The sequence below is a fragment of the Caballeronia sp. KNU42 genome (assembly GCF_053760385.1).
This window is the reverse complement of record NZ_CM132388.1, coordinates 1,171,431-1,194,130: the sequence shown is the minus strand read 5'-3', so window position 1 is coordinate 1,194,130 and position 22,700 is coordinate 1,171,431. Positions and strand designations below refer to the sequence as shown.

19 protein-coding genes are annotated in these 22,700 nt (G+C 60.7%); 18 read left to right on the top strand and 1 reads right to left on the bottom strand.

The window, feature by feature from the left end; translation table 11 throughout:
• Positions 1-185 precede the first annotated feature (185 nt).
• Entirely contained in the window at positions 186-1,547 is a 1,362-nt protein-coding gene (rlmD, locus tag ACSOSP_RS05245; protein WP_455310859.1) for a 23S rRNA (uracil(1939)-C(5))-methyltransferase RlmD, read from the top strand.
• A gap of 95 nt (positions 1,548-1,642) precedes the next feature.
• On the opposite strand, the gene ACSOSP_RS05240 is transcribed toward rlmD, so the two are convergent.
• Positions 1,643-2,341, bottom strand: a complete 699-nt coding sequence (locus tag ACSOSP_RS05240; protein ID WP_455309927.1) for a Bax inhibitor-1/YccA family protein — start codon at positions 2,339-2,341, stop codon at positions 1,643-1,645.
• Between the two features lie 424 nt (positions 2,342-2,765).
• Here ACSOSP_RS05240 and ndk point away from each other — a divergent pair, with 424 nt between their 5' ends.
• From ndk to ACSOSP_RS05155, 17 genes are all read left to right on the top strand, one after another.
• On the top strand, positions 2,766-3,191 hold the full coding sequence (ndk, locus tag ACSOSP_RS05235) for a nucleoside-diphosphate kinase (protein ID WP_031356429.1): 426 nt from the start codon (positions 2,766-2,768) through the stop codon (positions 3,189-3,191).
• Between the two features lie 99 nt (positions 3,192-3,290).
• Complete coding sequence (gene rlmN, locus ACSOSP_RS05230) at positions 3,291-4,433, top strand: 23S rRNA (adenine(2503)-C(2))-methyltransferase RlmN (RefSeq protein ID WP_455309926.1); 1,143 nt, start codon at positions 3,291-3,293, stop codon at positions 4,431-4,433.
• A gap of 214 nt (positions 4,434-4,647) precedes the next feature.
• Complete coding sequence (locus tag ACSOSP_RS05225; RefSeq protein ID WP_455309925.1) at positions 4,648-5,853, top strand: helix-turn-helix domain-containing protein; 1,206 nt, start codon at positions 4,648-4,650, stop codon at positions 5,851-5,853.
• A 239-nt stretch (positions 5,854-6,092) separates the two neighbouring features.
• Positions 6,093-7,412, top strand: a complete 1,320-nt coding sequence (gene ispG, locus ACSOSP_RS05220) for a flavodoxin-dependent (E)-4-hydroxy-3-methylbut-2-enyl-diphosphate synthase (protein ID WP_455309924.1) — start codon at positions 6,093-6,095, stop codon at positions 7,410-7,412.
• A gap of 6 nt (positions 7,413-7,418) precedes the next feature.
• Positions 7,419-8,765: a histidine--tRNA ligase gene (gene hisS, locus ACSOSP_RS05215; protein ID WP_455309922.1), complete on the top strand. Its 1,347-nt coding sequence runs from the start codon at positions 7,419-7,421 to the stop codon at positions 8,763-8,765.
• A gap of 101 nt (positions 8,766-8,866) precedes the next feature.
• Positions 8,867-9,496, top strand: coding sequence for a YfgM family protein (locus ACSOSP_RS05210; RefSeq protein ID WP_455309921.1), 630 nt, complete (start codon positions 8,867-8,869; stop codon positions 9,494-9,496).
• A gap of 166 nt (positions 9,497-9,662) precedes the next feature.
• Complete coding sequence (bamB, locus tag ACSOSP_RS05205) at positions 9,663-10,802, top strand: outer membrane protein assembly factor BamB (protein ID WP_455309920.1); 1,140 nt, start codon at positions 9,663-9,665, stop codon at positions 10,800-10,802.
• Positions 10,803-11,299: 497 nt separating this feature from the next.
• Complete coding sequence (gene der / locus ACSOSP_RS05200; protein ID WP_031356422.1) at positions 11,300-12,637, top strand: ribosome biogenesis GTPase Der; 1,338 nt, start codon at positions 11,300-11,302, stop codon at positions 12,635-12,637.
• A 151-nt stretch (positions 12,638-12,788) separates the two neighbouring features.
• Positions 12,789-13,025 (top strand): RNA chaperone Hfq, encoded by a 237-nt coding sequence (hfq, locus tag ACSOSP_RS05195; protein ID WP_031356421.1) that lies wholly within the window; start codon positions 12,789-12,791, stop codon positions 13,023-13,025.
• 35 nt (positions 13,026-13,060) lie between these two features.
• Positions 13,061-14,335: a GTPase HflX gene (gene hflX, locus ACSOSP_RS05190; RefSeq protein ID WP_455309919.1), complete on the top strand. Its 1,275-nt coding sequence runs from the start codon at positions 13,061-13,063 to the stop codon at positions 14,333-14,335.
• Positions 14,336-14,382: 47 nt separating this feature from the next.
• Positions 14,383-15,849 (top strand): FtsH protease activity modulator HflK, encoded by a 1,467-nt coding sequence (hflK, locus tag ACSOSP_RS05185; RefSeq protein WP_455309917.1) that lies wholly within the window; start codon positions 14,383-14,385, stop codon positions 15,847-15,849.
• Between the two features lie 11 nt (positions 15,850-15,860).
• Complete coding sequence (hflC, locus tag ACSOSP_RS05180; protein ID WP_455309916.1) at positions 15,861-16,778, top strand: protease modulator HflC; 918 nt, start codon at positions 15,861-15,863, stop codon at positions 16,776-16,778.
• A gap of 41 nt (positions 16,779-16,819) precedes the next feature.
• Positions 16,820-17,011 carry a DUF2065 domain-containing protein gene (locus ACSOSP_RS05175; protein ID WP_031356417.1) on the top strand — a complete coding sequence of 64 codons (192 nt, stop codon included), beginning with the start codon at positions 16,820-16,822 and terminating at the stop codon, positions 17,009-17,011.
• Positions 17,012-17,135: 124 nt separating this feature from the next.
• On the top strand, positions 17,136-18,287 hold the full coding sequence (locus ACSOSP_RS05170) for an ATP phosphoribosyltransferase regulatory subunit (protein ID WP_455309915.1): 1,152 nt from the start codon (positions 17,136-17,138) through the stop codon (positions 18,285-18,287).
• Positions 18,288-18,416: 129 nt separating this feature from the next.
• Entirely contained in the window at positions 18,417-19,763 is a 1,347-nt protein-coding gene (locus ACSOSP_RS05165) for an adenylosuccinate synthase (protein ID WP_455309914.1), read from the top strand.
• Positions 19,764-19,878: 115 nt separating this feature from the next.
• Positions 19,879-20,439, top strand: coding sequence for a phosphoribosyltransferase (locus ACSOSP_RS05160; RefSeq protein WP_455309913.1), 561 nt, complete (start codon positions 19,879-19,881; stop codon positions 20,437-20,439).
• A gap of 313 nt (positions 20,440-20,752) precedes the next feature.
• Positions 20,753-22,645 carry a potassium transporter Kup gene (locus ACSOSP_RS05155; RefSeq protein WP_455309911.1) on the top strand — a complete coding sequence of 631 codons (1,893 nt, stop codon included), beginning with the start codon at positions 20,753-20,755 and terminating at the stop codon, positions 22,643-22,645.
• Positions 22,646-22,700: the final 55 nt, after the last annotated feature.

Below are 22,700 nucleotides of genomic sequence, written 5' to 3'. Positions count from 1 at the left end.
TCCCGCCATCGTCTACAATCTCGCTTTTGCTGCTCTTCTTTTTCGGGGTCTTCGCCCCGCTTTTCGTTTCGTCTTCCACTTCCCGATTGTTCGTTCTTTTCACTTTATTTGCTCTTTAGCCAGGAAGTCCGCAGGTGTCTCACGCTCGAAAAAAATCGCGTAATCGCTGGAATCCGCCGACGCGGATCGTTCCCCTGGACCCTTCGGCCGCGCCGCTCGAGATCGACATCAAATCGCTCGATATGGATGCCCAAGGTGTCGGCCGCGCGACGGCCGAGGATGGCTCGGAAGGCAAGGTTATTTTCGTGGAGGGCGCGCTGCCAGGTGAGCGTGTGTTGTATGCGAGCTTTCGGAGGAAGGCCGCGTTCGAGCAGGCGCTGCTGATAAAAATCCTGCGTGAAAGCGTCATGCGCACGCGGCCGAAATGCCCCTATTTCAGTAAATGCGGCGGCTGCTCCATGCAGCACCTCGATGTGCGGGCGCAGATTGCCGTCAAGCAACGCGTCCTCGAGGACAACCTCCAGCACATCGGCAAGCTCCACGCGGAGACGATCTACCGGCCTATTCACGGGCCGTCGTGGGGATACCGGTACCGGGCTCGGCTGGCTGTGCGGCTGATCGCGGGGAAGGGCGGCGCGCTGGTGGGATTCCACGAGAAAAAGAGCAGTTTCGTCGCCGATATTGAAACGTGCGACGTCCTGCACCCGAATGTGTCGGCGCTGTTGATGCCGCTGCGCGTGCTCGTCCGGGATTTGTCCATTCGCGACCGCTTGCCGCAGATCGAAGTGGCCGTTGGCGCTGAGACAACCGCGCTGGTGCTGCGCGTACTCGAGGAATTGACGCCGGCGGATGAAGTGCTGCTGCGTACTTTCGCCGATACCCATGGCGTCCAGTTCTGGCTGCAGCCAAAGGGACCGGAAACGGCTTATCCGTTTTATCCTCTTGAGCAGGAACTGGCTTACACGCTGCCAGAGTTCGGTATCCGCATGCCGTTCAAGCCAACCGACTTCACCCAGGTCAATCATCAGATCAACCGGGTGCTCGTCAGCCGCGCGTTGCGGCTGCTGGGCGCGCAGCGCACGGATCGGGTGCTGGATTTGTTTTGCGGAATCGGCAATTTCACGCTGCCGCTCGCACGGGTGGCACGTGAGGTGGTGGGAATCGAGGGCAGCGCGGGCCTCACGGAACGTGCGGTGGAAAACGCCAGGACAAATGGCGTCCATGAGCATACGTCGTTCGCATGCCGAAACCTCTTCGAAATCACAGCGGAGGACTTTCGCGCGCTAGGTCCTTTCGACAAGATTCTCATCGATCCACCGCGTGAGGGTGCGCTCGCGGTATCGAAGGCGCTGGCGGAGATTGCGCACAGCGGCGAGGGCGTGTTGCCCAAGCGGATTGTGTACGTCTCCTGCAATCCCGCAACCCTGGCCCGCGACGCGGGCGTGCTCGTGCGCGATGCCGGTTACCGCATGAAGGGCGCGGGTGTGGTGAACATGTTTCCGCATACATCGCACGTCGAATCGATTGCGCTGTTCGAGCGCGACTGAATCCATGGGTCGAGTCTCCGGCAGTCTTGCGAGCATAAAAAAACCGGCCTTCGAAAAGGCCGGTTTTTTACGAGCGAAGCAGAAACAATGCGCAATCAGTTCCGGTTGCCGCCGAAGATACCGAGCAGCATCAACAGGTTCGTGAATACGTTATACAAGTCCAGGTAGATCGCGAGCGCGGCGCTGATGTAATTCGTTTCGCCGCCGTTCACCACGCGCTGGACGTCGAACAGCATGTACGCCGAGAAGATCACGATAGCGAGCACCGATACCGTCAGCATCAAGGCCGGCAGGTGCAGGAACACGTTCGCGAACGCGGCGAGCAGCAACACCAGTACGCCCATGAAGAGCCACTTGCCGAGACCGGAAAAGTCGCGCTTGCTAACCGTCGCGATAGTCGCCATGGCGGCGAAGATCACACCAGTGCCACCAAACGCCATCATGATCAGCTGCGGGCCGTTCGTGTAGCCCAGAATGAAGCTCAGCAAACGCGACAGCATCAGGCCCATGAAGAACGTGAAGCCGAGCAGCACGAATACGCCGATGCTGCTGTTCTTGGTGCGCTCGATGGCGAACATGAAGCCGAACGCGATTGCCATGAAGGCGATGAAGCTCATGGCGGGGCTGGTTGCCGCGAACAGGGAGAACCCCGTTGCTACGCCGACCCAAGCGCCCAACACAGTCGGGATCATGGACAGCGCGAGCAGCCAGTAGGTGTTCCGTAGTACGCGGTTGCGGGTTTCGGACGACGTGACGCTACCGCTGCGGCCAAAACCGTAAGGGGATTCGTTCATGGTTTCTCCTTGCCTAAACTTGTGTAAAGCCATCTGGTTCAAAAACACCGGCTTGTTTTGCCGTAAAACGCCGACGCTGTGCCGTGCGACTACACGGCTTTTGTCGGTCGGGCGGCCTCGTTGGACGATTTGCCGCGAAAACCCTTTGGCTGCATTGTACGCTGCGGGCTCGAAGGCCGTTTCGATACAAAATATGGGCTCATCTTGCGCCGAAATCAACGATGCTGCTGCGCAACAGCAAGACCGCTAAAATTACCGCGCGTTTCATACCCGCGTTGCGATCCGCAGTGCAATTCCGTACTACGTTTTACCTATGCTTTGATGCTTACGAAGCCGTAAGGTTTCCATCGCAATCATACAACGCTTCGTGCTACAATTGTCGATTCATTTATATTCGTAACCCGTTCATTTTTTGGAGTTTTTCATGGCGATCGAGCGCACCCTGTCGATTATTAAACCGGATGCAGTGGCAAAGAATGTGATCGGCCAGATCTACAGCCGTTTTGAGCAAGCTGGCCTCAAGGTCATCGCAGCTCGCATGGTCCATCTGTCGCGCGCTGACGCGGAAAAGTTCTACGCGGTTCACGCTGCACGCCCGTTCTTCAAGGACCTGGTCGAATTCATGATTTCCGGCCCCGTGATGATCCAGGCGCTGGAAGGCGAGAACGCCATCCTGACGAATCGTGACCTGATGGGCGCAACCGACCCGAAAAAGGCTGACAAGGGCACGATCCGCGCGGATTTCGCCGACAGCATCGACGCTAACGCCGTGCACGGTTCGGACGCTGCTGAAACCGCACGTCAGGAAATCGCTTTCTTCTTCCCCGAAGTGAACGTCTATTCGCGTTGATTCGGGAGTAGATTTACCGCTGGAATTGGCGCGAAATAGCTGGAACGCGGCTCAGAACGCGTTCCATTTTTCGCTCAGCAAGGAAATGGCAGAATCGAAATGACAGCTGCAACAGTCAACCTTCTGGACCTCGATGCCGCCGGGCTCGTCGCTTATTGCGACAGCCTGGGCGAAAAGCCGTTTCGCGCCAAGCAATTGCAACGCTGGATTCACCAGTTCGGTGTCGACGACTTCGACGGCATGACGGACCTGGCGAAATCGCTGCGTGAAAAACTGAAAGGGCGGGCAAGCCTGGATATGCCCGCCATCGTCCGCGATCACGTATCCACCGACGGCACACGCAAGTGGCTGATCGACGTGGGTAACAGCAACGCGGTCGAAACAGTCTATATCCCGGAAGAAAATCGCGGCACGCTCTGCGTTTCGTCGCAAGCGGGCTGCGCCGTGAATTGCCGGTTTTGCTCCACCGGCAAGCAGGGCTTTTCGCGCAACTTGAGCACGGGCGAGATCATCGGCCAGTTGCGCATGGCGGAGTTTGCGCTGCGCGCTTCGAAAGGCGGTAGTGACGGTGCGCCGAATAACGGCAAGGCGGATCGCGTCGTGACCAACGTCGTGATGATGGGCATGGGCGAGCCCCTGCTCAACTACGACGCAGTCGTGCCGGCCATGCGGCTGATGCTTGACGACAACGCGTACGGACTGTCGCGTCGCCGCGTGACGTTGTCCACGTCGGGCGTCGTGCCCATGATGGATCGCCTCGGCGCGGATCTGCCGGTCGCGCTTGCCGTGTCGCTGCATGCGCCCATCGATTCGCTTCGCGACATGCTCGTGCCGCTGAACAAGAAATATCCGTTGCGGGAATTGATGGCCGCGTGCCAGCGTTACCTGAAGGTCGCGCCGCGTGATTTCGTCACATTCGAATATTGCATGCTGGACGGCGTGAACGACACCGAAGCGCACGCGCGCGAGCTGGTTGCGCTCACGCGTGACGTGCCGTGCAAATTCAACCTGATCCCGTTCAATCCGTTCCCCGAGTCCGGTCTGACGCGCTCGAGCAATGAACAGATCAAGCGGTTCGCGCAGGTGCTGATGGACGCAGGCGTCGTGACCACGGTGCGCAAGACGCGCGGCGACGACATCGACGCGGCATGCGGGCAGTTGGCCGGCGCGGTTCAGGATCGTACGCGGCTGGCGCAGCGCATGGGCAAGCCTGGGAAGGTCATCGAGGTTCGTGCTGTTTGAGTTCGCGGCGGGATTGTTGCGCTGCCGGGGTGCGGCGCCTCATTCGGCGGAAAAACTGGAAAATCCGGCAATAAATGCCAGAAGACGGCACACAATGCCGTGCATTTTGTTATAAAGCCGTCTGCAACGCCGACTAGGCTGTGTCGCGCGGTGGCGCCAAGGTCAGCAAAGAAGCTGAACAGCGACAAAAAAGAATCAATGCGAGGAATTTGGGATGAGTGAGCCGCAGCACCCGACGCCTTTCGGCGCTCATAAAGCTGGCCAATCAGGCAGTCGGTCCGGTGCTTTGCCCGGAAGTCAGCCCGAGAACGCCGCGAGCGCTGCCAATACCGCGCCGGGCGGCATTCAGCAGGCAGCGAGTCTTGATTCGGTCGCCGCGGTGGGTGTGCGACTTACGCAACTTCGCGAAGCGAAGAACTGGTCCCTCGACGATGTATCCGCGCGGCTGAAGGTGTCGCCGCAGAAACTGCGTGCGCTCGAGAGCGGCGATCTCAGCCTTTTCCCCGACCGGAATTTCGCGACGGGCATTGTGCGCAGCTACGCGAAAATCATGGGCGCCGACCCGGCTCCGTTCACGGCCGCGCTGCGTCACGCTAACGGTCCGCTTGAGCAGAATTTGTCGTTGCCGGCATCGTCCGGTGCAGGTTTGCCGCGTGGCCGCGTGTCGGTCCCGCTGGGCAGTTCGCCGCGACGCCGGTCCTGGTTGTGGGGCGTTGCTGCTGTGATCGTGGCCGTGATTGCGCTCGCAATGTGGCACACGGGCGGGGATTCCGCCGCATGGTTTGCAAGGCTGAAGGCCAGCGCCAACGGTGCAACCCAGGCAACGAACAGCGAAACCAGTGCGAGTTCATCGGTGACGGCTACCGACGAAGCGACGGCCAATACGGGTTCGGTCGCCTCAGGTGACGCCGCTACTGAAGCGCAGGCGAACGGAGCCGAGGCTCAGGCGGGAACCCAGGCTGCCGCGCAGGCAGGCGCCCAGCCTATGCCGAGCCCGCTAGGTACGAACGCGCTTCCCGCGTCTTCATCCACCATCACGGCCGTTCAGGGCGCGGCAGCGCGTGCACAAAGCGCGAGCGCTCCGGTGACCGCAGCATTGGCGAATGCAGCGAAGCCTGCATCATCGCCGGGTGCGGCTGTTTCGGCATCGGCGGTTGCTTCGGTCGGCACTGGCGCGAACCAACTTGAATTGAAGGTGGCGAGCGATAGCTGGTTCAGCGTGCGTCAGAAGGACGGCAAGGAAGTGTTTTCGGGCCTGGTCAAAGCTGGCAGCGTGCAACAGGTGGCAGGCGACGCGCCGTTCAAGATCACGGTCGGAAATCGGGCGGGCCTCGAATCGCTGACGTTCGACGGACAACCGGTCGAACCAGCTAAATTCGGTCCTGCGAAGGGCAACGTCGCGCGCTTCTCGCTGCCTTGAGTTCGGCCGCGCGCGCACTCGCGTGAGGTTGAGTCCGCGTTGTTACCCAACGCGGACTTGAAAGAATTACGCCACACGTCGTGAGGGGCTTTGAGGCCAGTTCTCAGCCTTGACACGGAGATGTGCGAAGATTTCATCAAGGCGTCGCAAAGGTGGCGGTGCCGTTTTTATGTCCTCTATCTCATTCATGTCCAGATACGCGTCACCGTGTGATAGCCGGCGGCGCAAAGGGTCTTTCGATGCAATCCGAAGCTCAACACCCCCTTATTGAAAGCAAGATTTGTTCGACGGAGCCTGTCTTCGGCGGATCGTGGAAACGGCGCTCATCGCATGCCGTCGACGTCCGCTGGGGCGGCCAGCTGGTGACAATCGGCGGCGATGCGCCCGTGCGCGTCCAGTCGATGACGAATACCGATACCGCCGACGCCATCGGCACGGCGATCCAGGTCAAGGAACTGGCGCAAGCCGGGTCGGAACTGGTCCGGATCACGGTGAACACGCCCGAAGCCGCCGCAGCGGTGCCCGCGGTACGCGAACAGCTCGACCGGATGGGCGTGACCGTGCCGCTCGTCGGTGACTTCCATTACAACGGTCATACGCTGTTGCGCGACTATCCGGCTTGCGCCGAAGCATTGTCGAAATACCGGATCAATCCGGGCAACGTGGGCGCGGGCGCCAAGCGCGACACGCAATTCGCCCAGATGATCGAAGCGGCTGCGCGCTACGACAAGCCGGTTCGGATCGGCGTGAACTGGGGCAGCCTCGACCAGGATCTGCTCGCGCGGATGATGGACGAAAACGCGGCCCGCTCCACACCGTGGGAAGCGCAAAGCGTGATGTATGAAGCGCTGATTCAATCGGCCATCGGCTCGGCGGAACGCGCGGTCGAACTCGGCCTCGGGCGCGACAAGATCATCCTCTCGTGCAAGGTCAGCGGCGTGCAGGATCTGATCGCGGTGTATCGCGAACTGGCCAAGCGCTGCAGCTTCGCGTTGCACCTCGGCCTGACCGAAGCGGGCATGGGATCGAAGGGCATCGTGGCGTCGACGGCGGCGTTGTCGGTGCTGCTGCAGGAAGGAATCGGCGACACCATCCGCATCTCGCTCACGCCGGAACCGGGCGGTGCGCGGACCGGTGAAGTGATCGTCGGCCAGGAAATCTTGCAGACCATGGGCCTGCGTTCGTTCACCCCGATGGTGATCGCATGCCCGGGTTGCGGACGCACCACCAGCACGTTGTTCCAGGAACTGGCGTCGCAGATCCAGACGTATCTGCGCAACGCAATGCCCGAATGGCGCGATCAGTTCCCCGGCGTCGAGAAAATGCACGTCGCGGTCATGGGTTGCATCGTGAATGGCCCGGGTGAGTCGAAGCAGGCGAATATCGGCATCAGCTTGCCGGGCTCGGGCGAAAATCCGGCGGCGCCGGTGTTTATCGATGGCGTGAAGGTCAAGACGCTGCGCGGCGATCATATCGCCCAGGATTTCCAGCAAATCGTCAGCGAGTACGTGACGCGGACCTACGGCAAGCGCGAAACCGCGCAGGCAGAAACACTTTAAAGACAGATGACTGAACAGAAGAAAAAGCTCGAGAAACTGAGCGGCGTGAAGGGCATGAACGACATCCTCCCGCAGGATGCCGCGCTGTGGGAATTTTTCGAAAGCACCGTCAAGTCGATGCTGCGCGCATACGGCTATCAGCAGATCCGCACGCCGATCGTCGAGCCCACGCAGTTGTTCACGCGCGGCATTGGCGAGGTGACGGATATCGTCGAGAAGGAAATGTACAGCTTCACCGACGCGCTCAACGGCGAGCAGCTCACAATGCGCCCGGAGAATACCGCGGCTGTGGTGCGTGCGTCGATCGAACACAATCTGCTCTACGACGGCCCGAAGCGGTTGTGGTACATCGGTCCCATGTTCCGTCACGAGCGTCCGCAGCGCGGGCGTTACCGGCAGTTTTATCAAGTCGGCGTGGAAGCGCTCGGCTTCGCCGGACCGGACACCGACGCTGAAATCATCATGATGTGCCAGCGCCTGTGGGACGATCTCGGACTGTCCGGCATTCGGCTTGAGCTTAACTCGCTTGGCCAGCCGGAAGAGCGGGCGGCGCATCGCAAGGAATTGATCGCGTATCTCGAGCAGCATGTCGACGCGCTCGATGAGGAATCGAAGCGCCGTCTGTACACCAATCCGTTGCGAGTGCTGGATACGAAGAATCCCGCCATGCAGGAGATTGCGCAGAACGCGCCGAAGCTCGTCGATTTCCTTGGGGCCGAATCGCTCGCGCACTTCGACGGTGTTCAGCGTCTGCTGAAGGCGAACAACATCCCGTTCAAGATCAATCCGCGTCTCGTTCGCGGCCTCGATTACTACAACCTCACCGTGTTCGAATGGGTGACCGACAAGCTCGGCGCGCAGGGAACGGTGGCGGGCGGTGGCCGCTACGATCCGCTGATCGAGCAACTGGGCGGCAAGCCGACGGCGGCGTGCGGCTGGGCGATGGGCGTCGAGCGCATTCTTGAGTTGCTGAAGGAAGAAGACCTGGTGCCGGCGCCGGAAGGAACCGACATCTACGTGGTTCATCAGGGCGAAGCGGCGGCGGAGCAGGCGTTCATCATCGCCGAGCGGCTGCGCGACACTGGCCTCGACGTGATCCTGCATTGCAGCCCGGACGGCTTGGCGGCCAGCTTCAAGTCGCAGATGAAAAAGGCCGATGCCAGCGGTGCGGCTTTTGCCGTGGTGCTGGGCGAAAACGAACTGGCGCAGGGCATGGTCGGCGTGAAGCCGCTGCGCAGTGCATCGGTTGAATCGACGGGTCAAAAGAACGAGCAAGCCACGGTGCCGGTGGAAGACTTGACCGAATTTCTAATCAATGCGATGGTGGCAACCGCCGACGATAGCGCCGACTGATTTGTCGGGCGGCGCCGCGCGGGCAAAGCCGTGCAGCGGGTCGAAACAACGGCGTGCAGCGTTGCGCGCGAATACAAAAGCAGTCAAGGAATACGCAGGGCATGAGCTATCACGAAGAACAAGAGTCACTTGAAAACCTGAAAGCCTGGTGGGCGAAATGGGGCAACTCCACGACCTGGATCGTCCTTGCTGTGCTCGTCGTCGCGGCGGGCTGGAACGGCTGGAATTTCTGGCAGCGCAGGCAGGCGGCTGAAGCTGCCGTGCTCTACGACCAGGTGCAGCAAGCGGTGGCGTCGAGTGACAAGGCAATGGTCACGCGGGCGGCAACGGACATGGAAGACAAGTTCGGCGGCACCGCGTACGCGCAGATGACGGCGCTGGCCGCCGCCAAATCGCTGTACACCGCAGGGGACAGTGCAGGGGCCAAGACGCAACTGCAATGGGCTGCCGACCACGCGAAAGACGACGAATACAAACAGATCGCGAAACTGCGGCTGTCTTTGTTGCTGCTCGACGAAAAAGCCTATGACGCGGGCCTGAAGGTGCTCGGTGACGCGCCGCTCGACGCGTTCAAGGGCGTGGTGTCGGACCGTCGCGGTGACCTGCTGGCGGTCGAAGGCAAGCGCGATGATGCGCGCGCAGCTTACAAGGTTGCGCTCGACACGCTGCCGAAATCCGATACGTCCGCCCGTCAACTGGTCCAGTTCAAGCTGGACGCACTCGGCGGCTAGCGCCGACGGCCGCCTTGACCTTGAGGCCTGTCAGCCGACCTCGTCCTTATGCAGGCGCGTCGCTCACTAGGTTAAAGTCACCGGTTTGCAGCGGTGATTGCAACCTTAGCGAGCACCACGCCGCACACCGATCAACCGATTTCACTTATTCATGTTGCGTCCACCGATGACCTTTCTGAAACGCTACGCTCTCCCGCTCGCTTGCGCGATGACGGTTATGCTCACCGCCTGCGCGACCAAGGACGAGCGGCGCATTCCGACTCCGCTTGTGGACATCAAGCCGGTTCTGACCGTGGAGCAGGCCTGGAAGGCGAGTGTCGGCAAGGCCGGGCGTTACCTGTTCTCGCCGGTGGCAATCGGTGACTTCGTCTACGCGGCGGGCGCCAACGGCACGGTGGCGAAGATCGATGCCAAGACCGGTCAGGACGTATGGCGCATCAAGCTCAAGGACGATCTGTCGGCGGGCGTGGGCAGCGACGGCAACCTGAGCGCGGTCGGTGGCCTGAAAGGCAACGTCTACGTGCTCGGACCGGACGGCAAGCAACTCTGGACGGCAACCGCACCGGGCGAAATCATCTCGCCGCCACTGGTCGGCAATGACGTGGTCATCGTCCGTACGATCGATGGCAAGGTCATCGCGTACAACGCGCAGACCGGCGAACAAAAGTGGGTATTCCAGGCGCGCGCCGTGCCGCTCAATCTGCGTGTGGCTGCGGGCATGACGTTCGCCGCTTCCCAGGCAGTCCTCGCGGGCTTCCCGGGCGGTACCTTCGCCGCAATCAATCTGCAAACCGGCGACGCCTACTGGCAGACGCCGGTGTCGTTCCCGAAGGGCGTGACTGAAGTCGAGCGTATCAACGACGTTACCGGTGCGCCTACTCTGGTGGGATCGGAAACGTGCGCGGTGACGTTCCAGGGCCGCATTGGATGTTTCGACGCGAATTCGGGCCGTCCGCAATGGGAAAAATCGTTCTCGAGCGATAGCGGCCTGGCGCAGGACAATGAAATGGTCGCGGCCGGCGACGACTGGTCGATCGTCAACGCGTTCAGCGGGATCGACGGCGCACCGCTCTGGAAGAACGACAAGCTGAAGAATCGCATGGTCAGCGTGCCGTTTATCCTGGGCCGCGCGGTCGTGCTTGGCGACTTCGAGGGCTACGTGCATTTCCTTTCGACGGCAAATGGACAATTCGTCGGCCGGGCCAAGACCGATGGCAGCGCAATCACGGCTGCACCGGTACTGGCGGGCGATACCCTCGTTATCCAGACGCACGACGGCGGCCTGTACGGTTTCCGTCCGCGCTGATTGGTTTGGTTTGAATGGATCTGACGTTCTGACGAACGTGCCGGCTTTGCCGGCCGTTCGCGTTTTTTCGGACTTTTTTGTTTTTTGAGTCCGCGCCGTGCGAATAGAATCGATTCATCAAGGCCGCGCGTGAAGGATCATCGTGCGGCAAATAAGCGCACAAGCAGCATCTGGGCAGTAACGGCAACGGTACAAGCAACTTCAAGCAACACCAGGCATCGGGATTCCGGCAGCAGGATTGTGCAAGCGGGTCCACACCTTCGGGTGACGTTGCCCGATCGATCATGTCGTTTGGCGGAGCGCTCGGCGCGTTCCACATGCGCTTCAGACGCCATGAACGTGGAACATCGCTGCACGCTGCGGTCTCCGCGGAAACCGTGCTAATTTTCGACACATCGCCGGGCCACGCACACTCGCGGCTCGCCGTTTCCGGACTTTTATCCGGCGCGCGCCGGGCCGGAATCATCCGCCTTGCGTTCAACTAAGAACACCATCTGATGAAACCCGTAATTGCCCTCGTGGGGCGCCCCAATGTGGGGAAATCGACGCTTTTCAACCGCCTGACCCGTTCGCGCGACGCTCTCGTCGCCGACTTGCCCGGCCTCACCCGTGACCGCCACTATGGCGAAGGTCGGGTCGGCGACCGCCCGTACCTGGTGGTCGACACCGGCGGTTTCGAACCGGTCGCGAAGGACGGCATCCTGCACGAAATGGCTCGCCAGACGCGCCAGGCGGTGGAAGAGGCCGACGTAGTCGTCTTCATCACCGACGGCCGCAACGGACTGGCGCCGCAAGACAAGGCGATTGCGGACTACCTGCGCAAGACCGGCAGGCCGCTCTTCCTCGTGGTCAACAAGGCCGAGGGCATGAAGTACAGCGCGGTCGCCGCCGACTTCTACGAACTGGGTCTCGGCGACCCGCGTGCAATCTCTGCCGCGCACGGCGACGGCGTCACGGAAATGATCGGTGATGCGCTCGAGATAGCGTATGCCGGACAGCCGGAAGAGGACCCTGAGGAAAAGGCGGCTCGCGGCGTGAAAATCGCCATTGTGGGGCGCCCGAACGTCGGCAAGTCGACGCTGATCAATGCGTTGGTCGGTGAGGAACGGGTGATCGCGTTCGACATGCCCGGCACCACGCGCGATTCCATCTACGTTGATTTCGAGCGAAGCGGCCGCAAATACACCCTGATCGATACGGCCGGTTTGCGTCGTCGCGGAAAGGTATTCGAGGCGGTGGAAAAGTTTTCGGTGGTGAAGACGTTACAGTCCATTTCCGACGCTAACGTGGTGATTCTGCTGCTCGATGCGCAGCAGGACATCTCGGACCAGGACGCGCATATCGCGGGCTTCGTGGTCGAGCAGGGACGGGCGCTGGTGGTAGGGGTCAACAAGTGGGACGGACTGGACTCGCATGTGCGCGAGCGCACCAAGGCGGACCTCACGCGCAAGCTCAAGTTTTTGGACTTTGCTAAATTCCATTACGTGTCGGCGCTGGAAAAGACGGGTATCAGCCAACTGATGAAATCGGTGGATGACGCCTACGCCGCCGCCATGGCCAAGTTGCCTACGCCGAAGCTCACGCGTGCGCTGATCGACGCGGTTGAATTCCAGCAGCCGCGCCGTCGCGGACCGATTCGTCCGAAGCTTCGTTATGCGCACCAGGGTGGGCAGAATCCGCCGATCATCGTTGTGCACGGAAATGCCCTCGACGCGATCACCGACACTTATAAACGTTACCTCGAAGGCCGCTTCAGGGAAACTTTCGGGCTGGTTGGGACTCCATTGCGCATAGAGTTCCGTTCAAGCGCGAACCCTTACGCGGACAAAGGCTGAATCCCGCGTGCATCAAGCGTTTCGGCGGGTTTTACACAGCCGTGGCGCGCTGGTGCGAAAATGAAAATCGGCTATAGTGTAGCGATTGACGGCGGATCTCTTTTTCTTCGTCGCAATCACGTCAACCTGCAAAAATAATACGGAGTTTGCTATGAGCAACAAAGGGCAATTGTTACAAGACCCGTTTTTGAACGCACTGCGAAAAGAGCATGTGCCTGTATCGATCTATCTGGTCAACGGCATCAAGCTGCAAGGCAATATTGAATCGTTCGATCAGTACGTCGTGTTGCTCCGGAATACGGTTACTCAGATGGTCTACAAGCACGCCATTTCCACGGTCGTGCCGGCGCGTCCGGTGAATTTCCACCCGGATGCAGAAACGCCCTAAACCTCGTTGCGTCCGGTGTCACGGCATGAATGAACATGCTAATTCACCGGTCGCTTCAAAATGAAAACATTAATTTGATCAACGCAGCGCTTGTCGGTGTCGACTTCGGAAAGATCGATTTCGATGCCAGTCTCGAAGAACTCAGTCTGCTCGCACAAAGTGCGGGTGCTCATCCCGCCGTCACCCTGACCGGTCGCCGTTCCAGCCCCGATGCCAAGATGTTCGTCGGCAGCGGCAAAGTCGAAGAGCTGCGCCTCGCGTGCGAAGCCAACGACGTCGAACTTGTCATTTTTAATCACGCCCTCGCGCCCGCGCAGCAGCGCAATCTGGAAACGGCGCTGGATCGGCGTGTGATTGACCGGACCAGTCTCATCCTCGATATTTTCGCGCAGCGTGCCCGCAGTCATGAAGGCAAGCTGCAGGTCGAACTCGCCCAGCTCCAATACCTGTCCACGCGCTTGATTCGCGCATGGACCCACCTTGAACGGCAGAAGGGCGGTATTGGTTTGCGCGGACCGGGTGAAACGCAGCTTGAAACTGACCGCCGGCTGATTGGCGAGCGAATCAAGGCGCTGAAGGCGCGGCTGAAGAAGTTGCAGCGTCAGCACGGCACGCAGCGGCGTCAGCGTGAGCGCAACCGGACTACGTCGGTGTCGCTCGTCGGTTATACGAATGCGGGCAAGTCGACATTGTTCAACGCGTTGACGAAGGCGCAGGCCTACGCAGCGGACCAGTTGTTCGCCACGCTGGACACCACGTCCCGCCGGGTTTATCTCAGCGAGGAAGCGGGGCAGGCGGTGGTGTCGGATACGGTCGGCTTCATTCGCGACCTGCCTCACCAGCTGGTCGCGGCTTTTCGTGCGACGCTTGAAGAAACCGTTCAGGCCGACCTGCTGTTGCACGTGGTCGATGCGTCGAGCATGGTGCGGCTCGACCAGATCGAAGAGGTCAATAAGGTGCTGAGCAGCATTGGCGCCGACGGCATTCCGCAGATCCTCGTTTTCAACAAGATCGACGCGGTGCCTGAACTCGCGGCCCGTAACGATCCAGTCGAAAGGGACGAGTATGGTAATATTTTGCGCGTCTTTTTAAGCGCGCGAACGGGTCAGGGACTCGACGCGCTGCGCGCGGCAATCGCCGAATTCGCGGCTTCCGAACCCAAAGATAACAACGAGTACACGGAACTTCCGGACGGCACAATCGTGCCGGAGTCCATGGATAGCACATCCGACGACGGAACCGCGCTACCGGAAGACCACCGGTCAGCCGACGAAAGTGATGACCGCAAGGTCCCCGAGCACGGGCACTGATCTGTTCCGATTTGCATTGACCCGGCTGTCTAATGGTGAATCACCGAGTGAACGACTACAACGAGCGGAGTAACCGGCAGCTTTCGCATGCCGTCTTTTCGATCAACGATCCGCGCTGGGGGCGGGGCGACGGCAATGGCGACGGTAAAAGCCAGGAGCAGAAGCGTCCGCAGGAGCAGAAGCGCCCATCGAAGGACAAGGATGGTGAGGGCCCGCCGGATCTCGACGAAATGTGGCGCGACTTCAACAAGAAACTCGCGGGCTTGTTCGGGAAAAAGCCGGCCGGCGGTGGTCCGCGTGCCGACAACGGCCGCGGCGCCAGGATCGGCATGGGCATTGTGATCGGCGTGTTGATCGCGATCTATCTGGGCAGCGGCGTATTCGTCGTGCAGGACGGCAATGTGGGTGTCGTGTCGCGCTTCGGAAAGTATGAAGAGTCGGCCGACGCGGGCATTCACTGGCGTCTTCCGTATCCGTTCGAGTCGCACGAGATCGTCAATACATCGCAGATTCGTTCGGTCGAAATCGGGCGTAACAACACCGTGACGCAGGCCAATGTTCGCGACGCATCGCTGCTGACGCACGATGCGGATATCGTCGACGTGCGCTTTGCCGTGCAGTATCAGATCAAGTCTGCGACCGACTATCTGTTCCGCAACGTCGATCCTGATCAGAACGTGACGGAATCGGCGCAAGCCGCGATTCGCGAGATCGCTGGCACGCACAGCACCGACGACCTGCTTTTCAAGGATCGCGAAGCATTGCGCGCGAAGCTTCTCGACACCATCCAGGCATCGCTCGATTTGTACAAGACGGGCTTGCAGGTGACCGGCGTGACGATCGAGAGCGTGCAGGTGCCGACGCAAGTTCAGCCGGCGTTCGAAGATGCCGCGAAGGTGCGCCAGGATAACGAGCGCGCGGTCGACACCGCGAAAGCCTACGCAGATCAACTGTTGCCGCGCGCGAAGACCGACGCGGCGCGCATGATCGACGACGCGAAGGGCTATAGCAACCGGGTCGTTTCACAGGCGCAAGGCAATGCCGAGCGCTTCAAGCAGGTCTACGCAGAATATTCGAAGGCGCCGGCAGTGATTCGTCAACGCATGTATCTGGACACAATGCAGCAGATCTATTCGCGTGCGACGAAGGTGTTCGTCGACAGCAAGAGTTCGAACAACGTGGTGTACCTGCCGCTCGATAAACTCGTTGAAGCAAACCGCCAGAACGCGAACGCCGCGGCGTCGGGCGCGTCGGGTGTTGCTGCAGGGACGGCGCCTGCGGGCGCGAATCAGCCGGTCGGCGCCGCGCCTGCCGGCGTCATCGGCGGGTCGATCACGCAGGACGCGCGCGCCGAAAGCGCATCGGCGGCTTCGGCCGTGACCGCGCAGTCCGCCGCTCCCGCCAGCGCTGCAGCTTCTGCCGCTGCTTCGGGCACAGCTTCGCAGTCGTCGAGTGACCCATCGCGCTCGCGCGATGCGTTCCGTTCGCGTTCGCGCGAAGACGACACGCAATGAGGGGCGCGATCATGAATCGAATTATTGCGCTCGTCGTTGCCGTGGTTGTCGTGTTGTTCGTCGGCTCGTCCATGATGTTCGTGGTTGACGAACGCCATGCGGGCGTCGTGTCCGCGCATGGCGGCGGCACGCCTACGCTGGTCACGCCCGGACTTCATTTCAAACTGCCGCCGCCGTTCCAGACCCTGACGCTGATCGACACCCGCACGCTGACGCTCGACGAAGCAGGCTCGGACCGCTTCAATACGTCGGACAAGAATGAGGTGATCGTGAATACGGTCATCAAGTATCGTGTGGCCGATCCGCTCAAGCTGTTCGAAAGCGACGAGAAGAACATGCAGACGGCGCAGGACCGGCTCGCCGCGCTGACGCGCACGGCGTTGACGTCGTCGTTCACCAAACGTTCGCTGACGGATGTGCTCGGTGAGCAGCAGGCTATTGCGACCGAAGCGCAGAAGGCGATCGAGCAGCCGGCAGCGGCGTTCGGCGTGGAACTCGTCGACCTGCAACTGACACGCATCGACTTTCCGCCGTCGGTGGCCGATTCGGTCTACAAACGCATGATCGCGGCGCGCCAGCAAGCGGCGGCCGAGGAGCGCGCGAAGGGGACGGCGGACGCCGATGCGCTGAAAGCAGCCGCGGAGCGCCAGCAGGAATCCATTCTCGCCGATGCCTACAAGGAAGCGCAGACCATCAAGGGTGAGGGCGATGGCCGGGCCGCGTCCATTGCCGCCGATGCATACGGCGTCGATCCGCAGTTCTACCAGTTCTATCAGAGCCTCGAAACGTATAAAAAGACGTTCAATGCCGGCGACGTGATGGTTGTCGATCCGAGCAGCGATTTCTTCCGCTTCATGCGTAGCCCGAATGGTGCTGCTGCGCCGAGCGGAACCGATGCGACCACCCCGGCGCTCGTGCGCAAGCGCTGAGCCCCAAGCGTCGCGGTGCGAGCCGCGACGCCTTCTATCGAATGGATATGGCTGCATCGTTACTGCTCGCGATTGCGTTGATGCTGATTATCGAGGGGATGTTTCCGTTCGTCTTCCCAAACTCCTGGCGCGACACGTTCCGCCGGATAGCACAACGGCCGCCGCACCAGATTCGCATTGGCGGGCTGATCGCCATGGTGCTTGGCGTTATCCTGCTGATTATCGCTACGTGACGCTTGCAACCCCAAAATTCAAAGCGGGTCGACGAGTAGTCTCCAGTCACCCATAGACTCAAAGCTTGCGCTCACCCGCGGCATTCATCCCCGCCGCGCTCGAACGCTCCGTAGGAACGCACTGATGTCCACCTGGTTACTTCCCGAGAATATTGCCGACGTCTTGCCGTCCGAGGCTCGCAAGATTGAAGAATTGCGCCGTCGGCTGCTCGACCGTTTTCGTTCGTACGGCTACGAACTTGTCATGCCGCCCATGCTCGAGTACATCGAGTCGTTGCTCACCAGCGGCGGCAGCGACCTGAACCTGCGCACGTTCAAGCTCGTCGATCAATTATCCGGCCGCACGCTTGGCCTGCGCGCTGACATTACGCCGCAGGTCTCGCGTATCGACGCGCATTTGCTGAATCGGCAGGGCGTGACGCGCCTTTGTTACGCGGGCAATGTGTTGCATACGCGCCCGCGCGGTCTGCACGCGACGCGCGAGCAGATCCAGATCGGCGCGGAAATCTACGGCCACGCGGGACTGGAAGCGGATCTCGAGATCCAGCAATTGATGCTGGACTCGCTGCGTCTGAGTGGCCTCGATAAAGTGCGCCTCGACCTGTGTCACGCCGGAGTTTTGTCGGCGCTGCTGGACCTGGAACCGGCCGCTGCGGCGCTCGGTGAAGCGCTGTTCGACGCGCTCGGCGCGAAGGATGTGCCGCGCCTGAACGAACTCACGGCCAAGCTCGGCGATGTAGCGCGGGACGCGTTGCGCGCGTTGCCATCGCTGTATGGCGACGCTTCCGTGCTCGACGAAGCGCGCGCCCGGCTGCCGAATCTTCCGGTGATCGGCCGCGCGCTGGACGACCTCGCCTTCCTGGCGGCGCAAGCCAACGGCGCCGAGTTGATGATCGATCTCGCCGATCTGCGCGGTTATGCGTACCACAGCGGCGTGATGTTCTCGGCGTACGTTGACGGCGTGCCGAACGCGGTGGCGCGAGGCGGTCGTTACGACGATGTCGGCCTGGCCTACGGCCGTGCGCGCCCGGCGACAGGTTTTTCGCTCGACTTGCGTGAAGTCGCCCGTATTTCTCCCATCGATGCCCGCGGCAGCGCGGTCCTCGCCCCGTGGAAGCATGATGAACCGCTGCTCACGGCAGTCGCGCAATTGCGCGATGCGGGCGAAGTGGTGATCCAGGCGTTGCCCGGCCACGACCATGATCTCGACGAGTTCGCGTTCGACCGCGTGCTGGTGGAGCGGGATGGAACGTGGGTTGTAGAGGCCCGTTCGTAGGGGTTTTGCGGAAAATTTCCGCCAGATCCGATTGACGCAAAATCGATACGCGTTCGCAAATACCGGGAAAAACTCGGAACCTTTCGCGAACATAGGTAAAATGCTTTTTTAACCAGCTATCAAATTGACATGTCTGCCAGCGCAGTGAATGTGAACCCGGGGCGCAACGTCGTCGTGGTCGGCACCCAGTGGGGTGATGAGGGCAAGGGCAAGATCGTCGACTGGTTGACGGACCACGCCCAGGGCGTCGTGCGCTTCCAGGGCGGCCACAACGCCGGCCACACGCTGATTATCGGCGGCAAGAAAACCATCCTTCGACTGATTCCGTCGGGCATCATGCGCGCCGGCACCGCTTGCTACATTGGCAATGGCGTCGTGTTGTCGCCGGAAGCGCTGTTCAAGGAAATCGGCGAACTGGAATCGGCGGGTGTGGACGTCCAGAAGCGTCTGTTCATCTCCGAAGCCGCCAACCTGATTCTTCCGTATCACATCGCTATCGACCAGGCCCGCGAAGCGCGGCGCGGCGCGGCGAAGATCGGTACGACCGGACGCGGCATCGGCCCGGCGTATGAAGACAAGGTCGGCCGACGCGGCTTGCGCGTACAGGACCTGTACGATCGCGAAGTGTTCGCTGAGCGCCTGCGCGAAACCCTCGATTTCCACAACTTCGTGCTGACCGGTTATCTGGGCGCCGCTGCGGTGGACTATCAGGAAACGCTCGACACCATGTTCGGCTACGCCGAGCGCCTCGCGCCCATGGTGACCGACGTCTCGCGCCGTCTCTACGATGAAAACCACGCTGGCCGCAACCTGCTGTTCGAAGGTGCGCAAGGCACGCTGCTGGACGTCGATCACGGCACCTACCCGTACGTCACGTCGAGCAATTGCGTGGCGGGCGCGGCAACGGCTGGTGCGGGCGTGGGTCCGCAAAAGCTCAACTACATCCTCGGCATCACGAAAGCGTATTGCACGCGCGTGGGCGCGGGTCCGTTCCCGAGCGAGTTGTATGATGCTGACAACGCCAGTCGCCAGGAGCAGGTTGGCCTCACGCTCGCGACCGTCGGCAAGGAATTCGGCTCGGTGACCGGCCGTCCGCGCCGCACCGGCTGGCTTGACGCCGCCGCGCTGCGCCGCTCGATCCAGATCAACGGCATCTCGGGCTTGTGCATGACGAAGCTCGACGTGCTCGACGGACTGGACGAAGTGAAGCTGTGCGTGGGCTACAAGCTCGATGGCAAGGATGTCGATATCCTGCCGCGCGGTGCGTCGGAAGTCGCGCGTTGCGAGCCGGTGTACGAGACGTTCGGCGGCTGGAAGGAAAGCACCATCGGCATCACGCAATGGGACAGCTTGCCGGCCAACGCACGTGACTATCTCTCGCGTATCCAGGAAGTGGCGGGCGTGCCTATCGACATGGTGTCGACCGGTCCCGATCGCGATGAAACCATCCTGCTGCGTCATCCGTTCAAGGTTTAAGTAGCAAGACGGAAAGCCTGAACGGGTAGCATCGACCAGAGTGGCCGCGAATCAGCGGCCACTTTTGTATATTCAACAGACGTACATAGCTGTACATATTGAAAAGAGTTTCACCATGATCGCGATGAAAGATCCGCGCAACGACGACCGGAACCTGTGGGTCGGCTGGGACGAGTATCACCGGCTGATCGAGCTGCTTGCGCTCGCCGTGCACGACTCGGGCTGGAAGTTCGACAATATCCTGTGCCTCGCACGCGGCGGCCTGCGGGTCGGTGACCAGCTTTCGCGCATCTATGACCTGCCGCTTGCGATCCTGGCGACGAGTTCGTATCGCGAGGCGGCCGGCACGGAGCAGGGTACGCTCGATATCGGCCAGTACATCACCATGACGCGCGGCGAGTTGTCGGGCAATGTGCTGCTCGTGGATGACCTTGTCGACTCCGGCGTGACGCTTTCGCGCGTGCAGCAGCACTTGAAGGACCGTTATCCTGCGGTCACGTCGGTGCGTTCCGCCGTGCTTTGGTACAAGGGCTGCTCCAAGGTGAAGCCCGACTACCATGTGCAGTTTCTCGAAACGAACCCGTGGATTCATCAACCGTTCGAAGAATGGGACACCGTCCGCCCGCATAACCTCGGTGCGTGGATCAAGCGCGGCGTCCAGAACGAGCGCAGCTGATTCAAATCCTGAGCGTGTTCAAGTCGTGTGCGTGAGCGCTTAGTGCTCAATCGGGTTTAAGCAAGTTTCAGCAACAGAACCAAACCGAAACGAAACGCCGTTCAATTCGCCTATCCGGTGCGATTGAACGGCGTTTTTTTGTTGATCGCCGGTTAAATCCGGAAAGCACCTTACAAGCACCTTCGCGGTCTTGCCGCAATGCTAAACTGCCGCTTCGCTCCGGTCGTAGCAGTATCACAACAGGCCGGTCGGGCGCCGCACGCAACGTTAGAATGGCGTTCGTTTTTTCCGCTTCGGACGGCTTCCCGCGTTTATGAACACAATGACTCACGCGCACGAGCGCAAACAGCCGCTACCTGCCCTGGCGCTCGCCGCAATCGGCGTAGTGTTCGGCGATATCGGCACCAGCCCGCTGTACGCGTTGAAAGAGGCTTTCAGCAAATCGCACGGTATTGAACTGAGCGAAGCCTCCATCCTCGGGGTCATCTCGCTGTTGTTCTGGGCGATCATGATCGTGGTCTCCATCAAATACGTGCTCTTCGTGATGCGCGCCGACAACAACGGCGAAGGCGGCGTTCTCGCGCTGATGACACTTGCGTTGCGCACGTTCAAGGGGTCTGGGCGTGCAACCGGCGTGCTGATGATGCTCGGTATTTTCGGCGCATGCATGTTTTACGGCGATGCGGTCATTACACCGGCCATGTCGGTGATATCCGCGGTGGAAGGGCTGGAAATCGTCTCGCCGGCGCTGGCTGAAGGGGTGATCCCCATCACCATCGTCATTCTCGTGTTGCTGTTCTGGATCCAGCGCCGCGGGACGTCGGTGGTCGGCAAGCTCTTCGGCCCGATCATGGTGCTGTGGTTCGTGACGCTGGCCGTGCTTGGGCTCTATCACATCGTGCAAATGCCGCGCGTGCTGATCGCGTTGAATCCGTATTACGCGTTCTCGTTCATGGCGGCTCACGTGCTGCAGGCGTATATCGTGCTCGGTTCGGTCGTGCTGGTGCTGACCGGCGCAGAAGCGCTGTACGCCGATATGGGGCACTTCGGCGCCAAGCCCATCCGCTGCGCGTGGTATGGGCTTGTCATGCCATCGCTGGTGCTCAATTATTTCGGCCAGGGCGCGTTGCTGATGCACTCGCCGGAAGCCGCCGAAAGTCCGTTCTTTCTGCTGGCGCCGCAATGGGCGCTCTTGCCTCTCGTGATCCTGTCGACGGTCGCGACGGTGATCGCGTCCCAGGCCGTCATTTCAGGCGCGTATTCGCTGACGAGCCAGGCAATCCAGCTTGGCTACGTGCCACGCATGAAGATCCTGCATACGTCGGATCTGGCGATCGGGCAGATCTATATTCCGGTCGTGAACTGGCTGTTGCTGTTCGTCATCCTGTGCATCGTGATCGGCTTCAAGAGCTCAGAAAATCTCGCGGCCGCATACGGGCTTGCCGTCACCGCGACCATGCTTGTCACGACCATTCTCGCGTCGGTCGTGATGACCAAGCTGTGGGGCTGGAACAAGTTTCTGGTGGGCGCGATCATCAGCGTGTTTTTTATCGTCGATGTCGGGTTCTTCGGCGCCAGCTTGCTCAAGATCGAGCAGGGCGGCTGGCTGCCGCTGGGTATTGGCGGCGTGCTGTTTTTCCTGCTGATGACGTGGTTCAAGGGCCGCATGATCGTGAAGGACCGGACCGCCGCCGACGGTATTCCATTGATGCCATTTCTTCAGGGATTGCTCGCGCATCCGCCGCATCGGGTGTCGGGCACCGCAATCTATCTGACCGGTAATGACACGCTCGTGCCTGTTAGCTTGCTGCACAACCTGAAGCACAACAAGGTGCTGCATGAACGGACCATCTTCCTGAATTTCGTCACGCGCGATGTGCCTTATGTCGATGACGATAAGCGCGTGGAAGTGAAGGACGCGGGCGGCGGGCTCTTTCTCGCGAAAGCACAGTATGGTTTTAACGAAACGCCCGACGTGAAGGCGGTGCTGAACGAGATCGGCCGCACCCACGACATGACGTTCGAACTCATGGATACGTCGTTCTTCATGGCACGGGAAACGGTTGTGCCGACGCAGTTGCCGGGCATGTCGGTATGGCGCGAACGGGTGTTTGCGTGGATGCATCAGAATGCCGCCAAACCGACCGACTTCTTTAGTATTCCCGCGAACCGGGTGGTCGAGTTGGGGACGAAGATCGAGATTTGAGCGCGTTCGTGGGTGTCTGAGACGATGACATACACGCTGCCCGACTTGACACGTT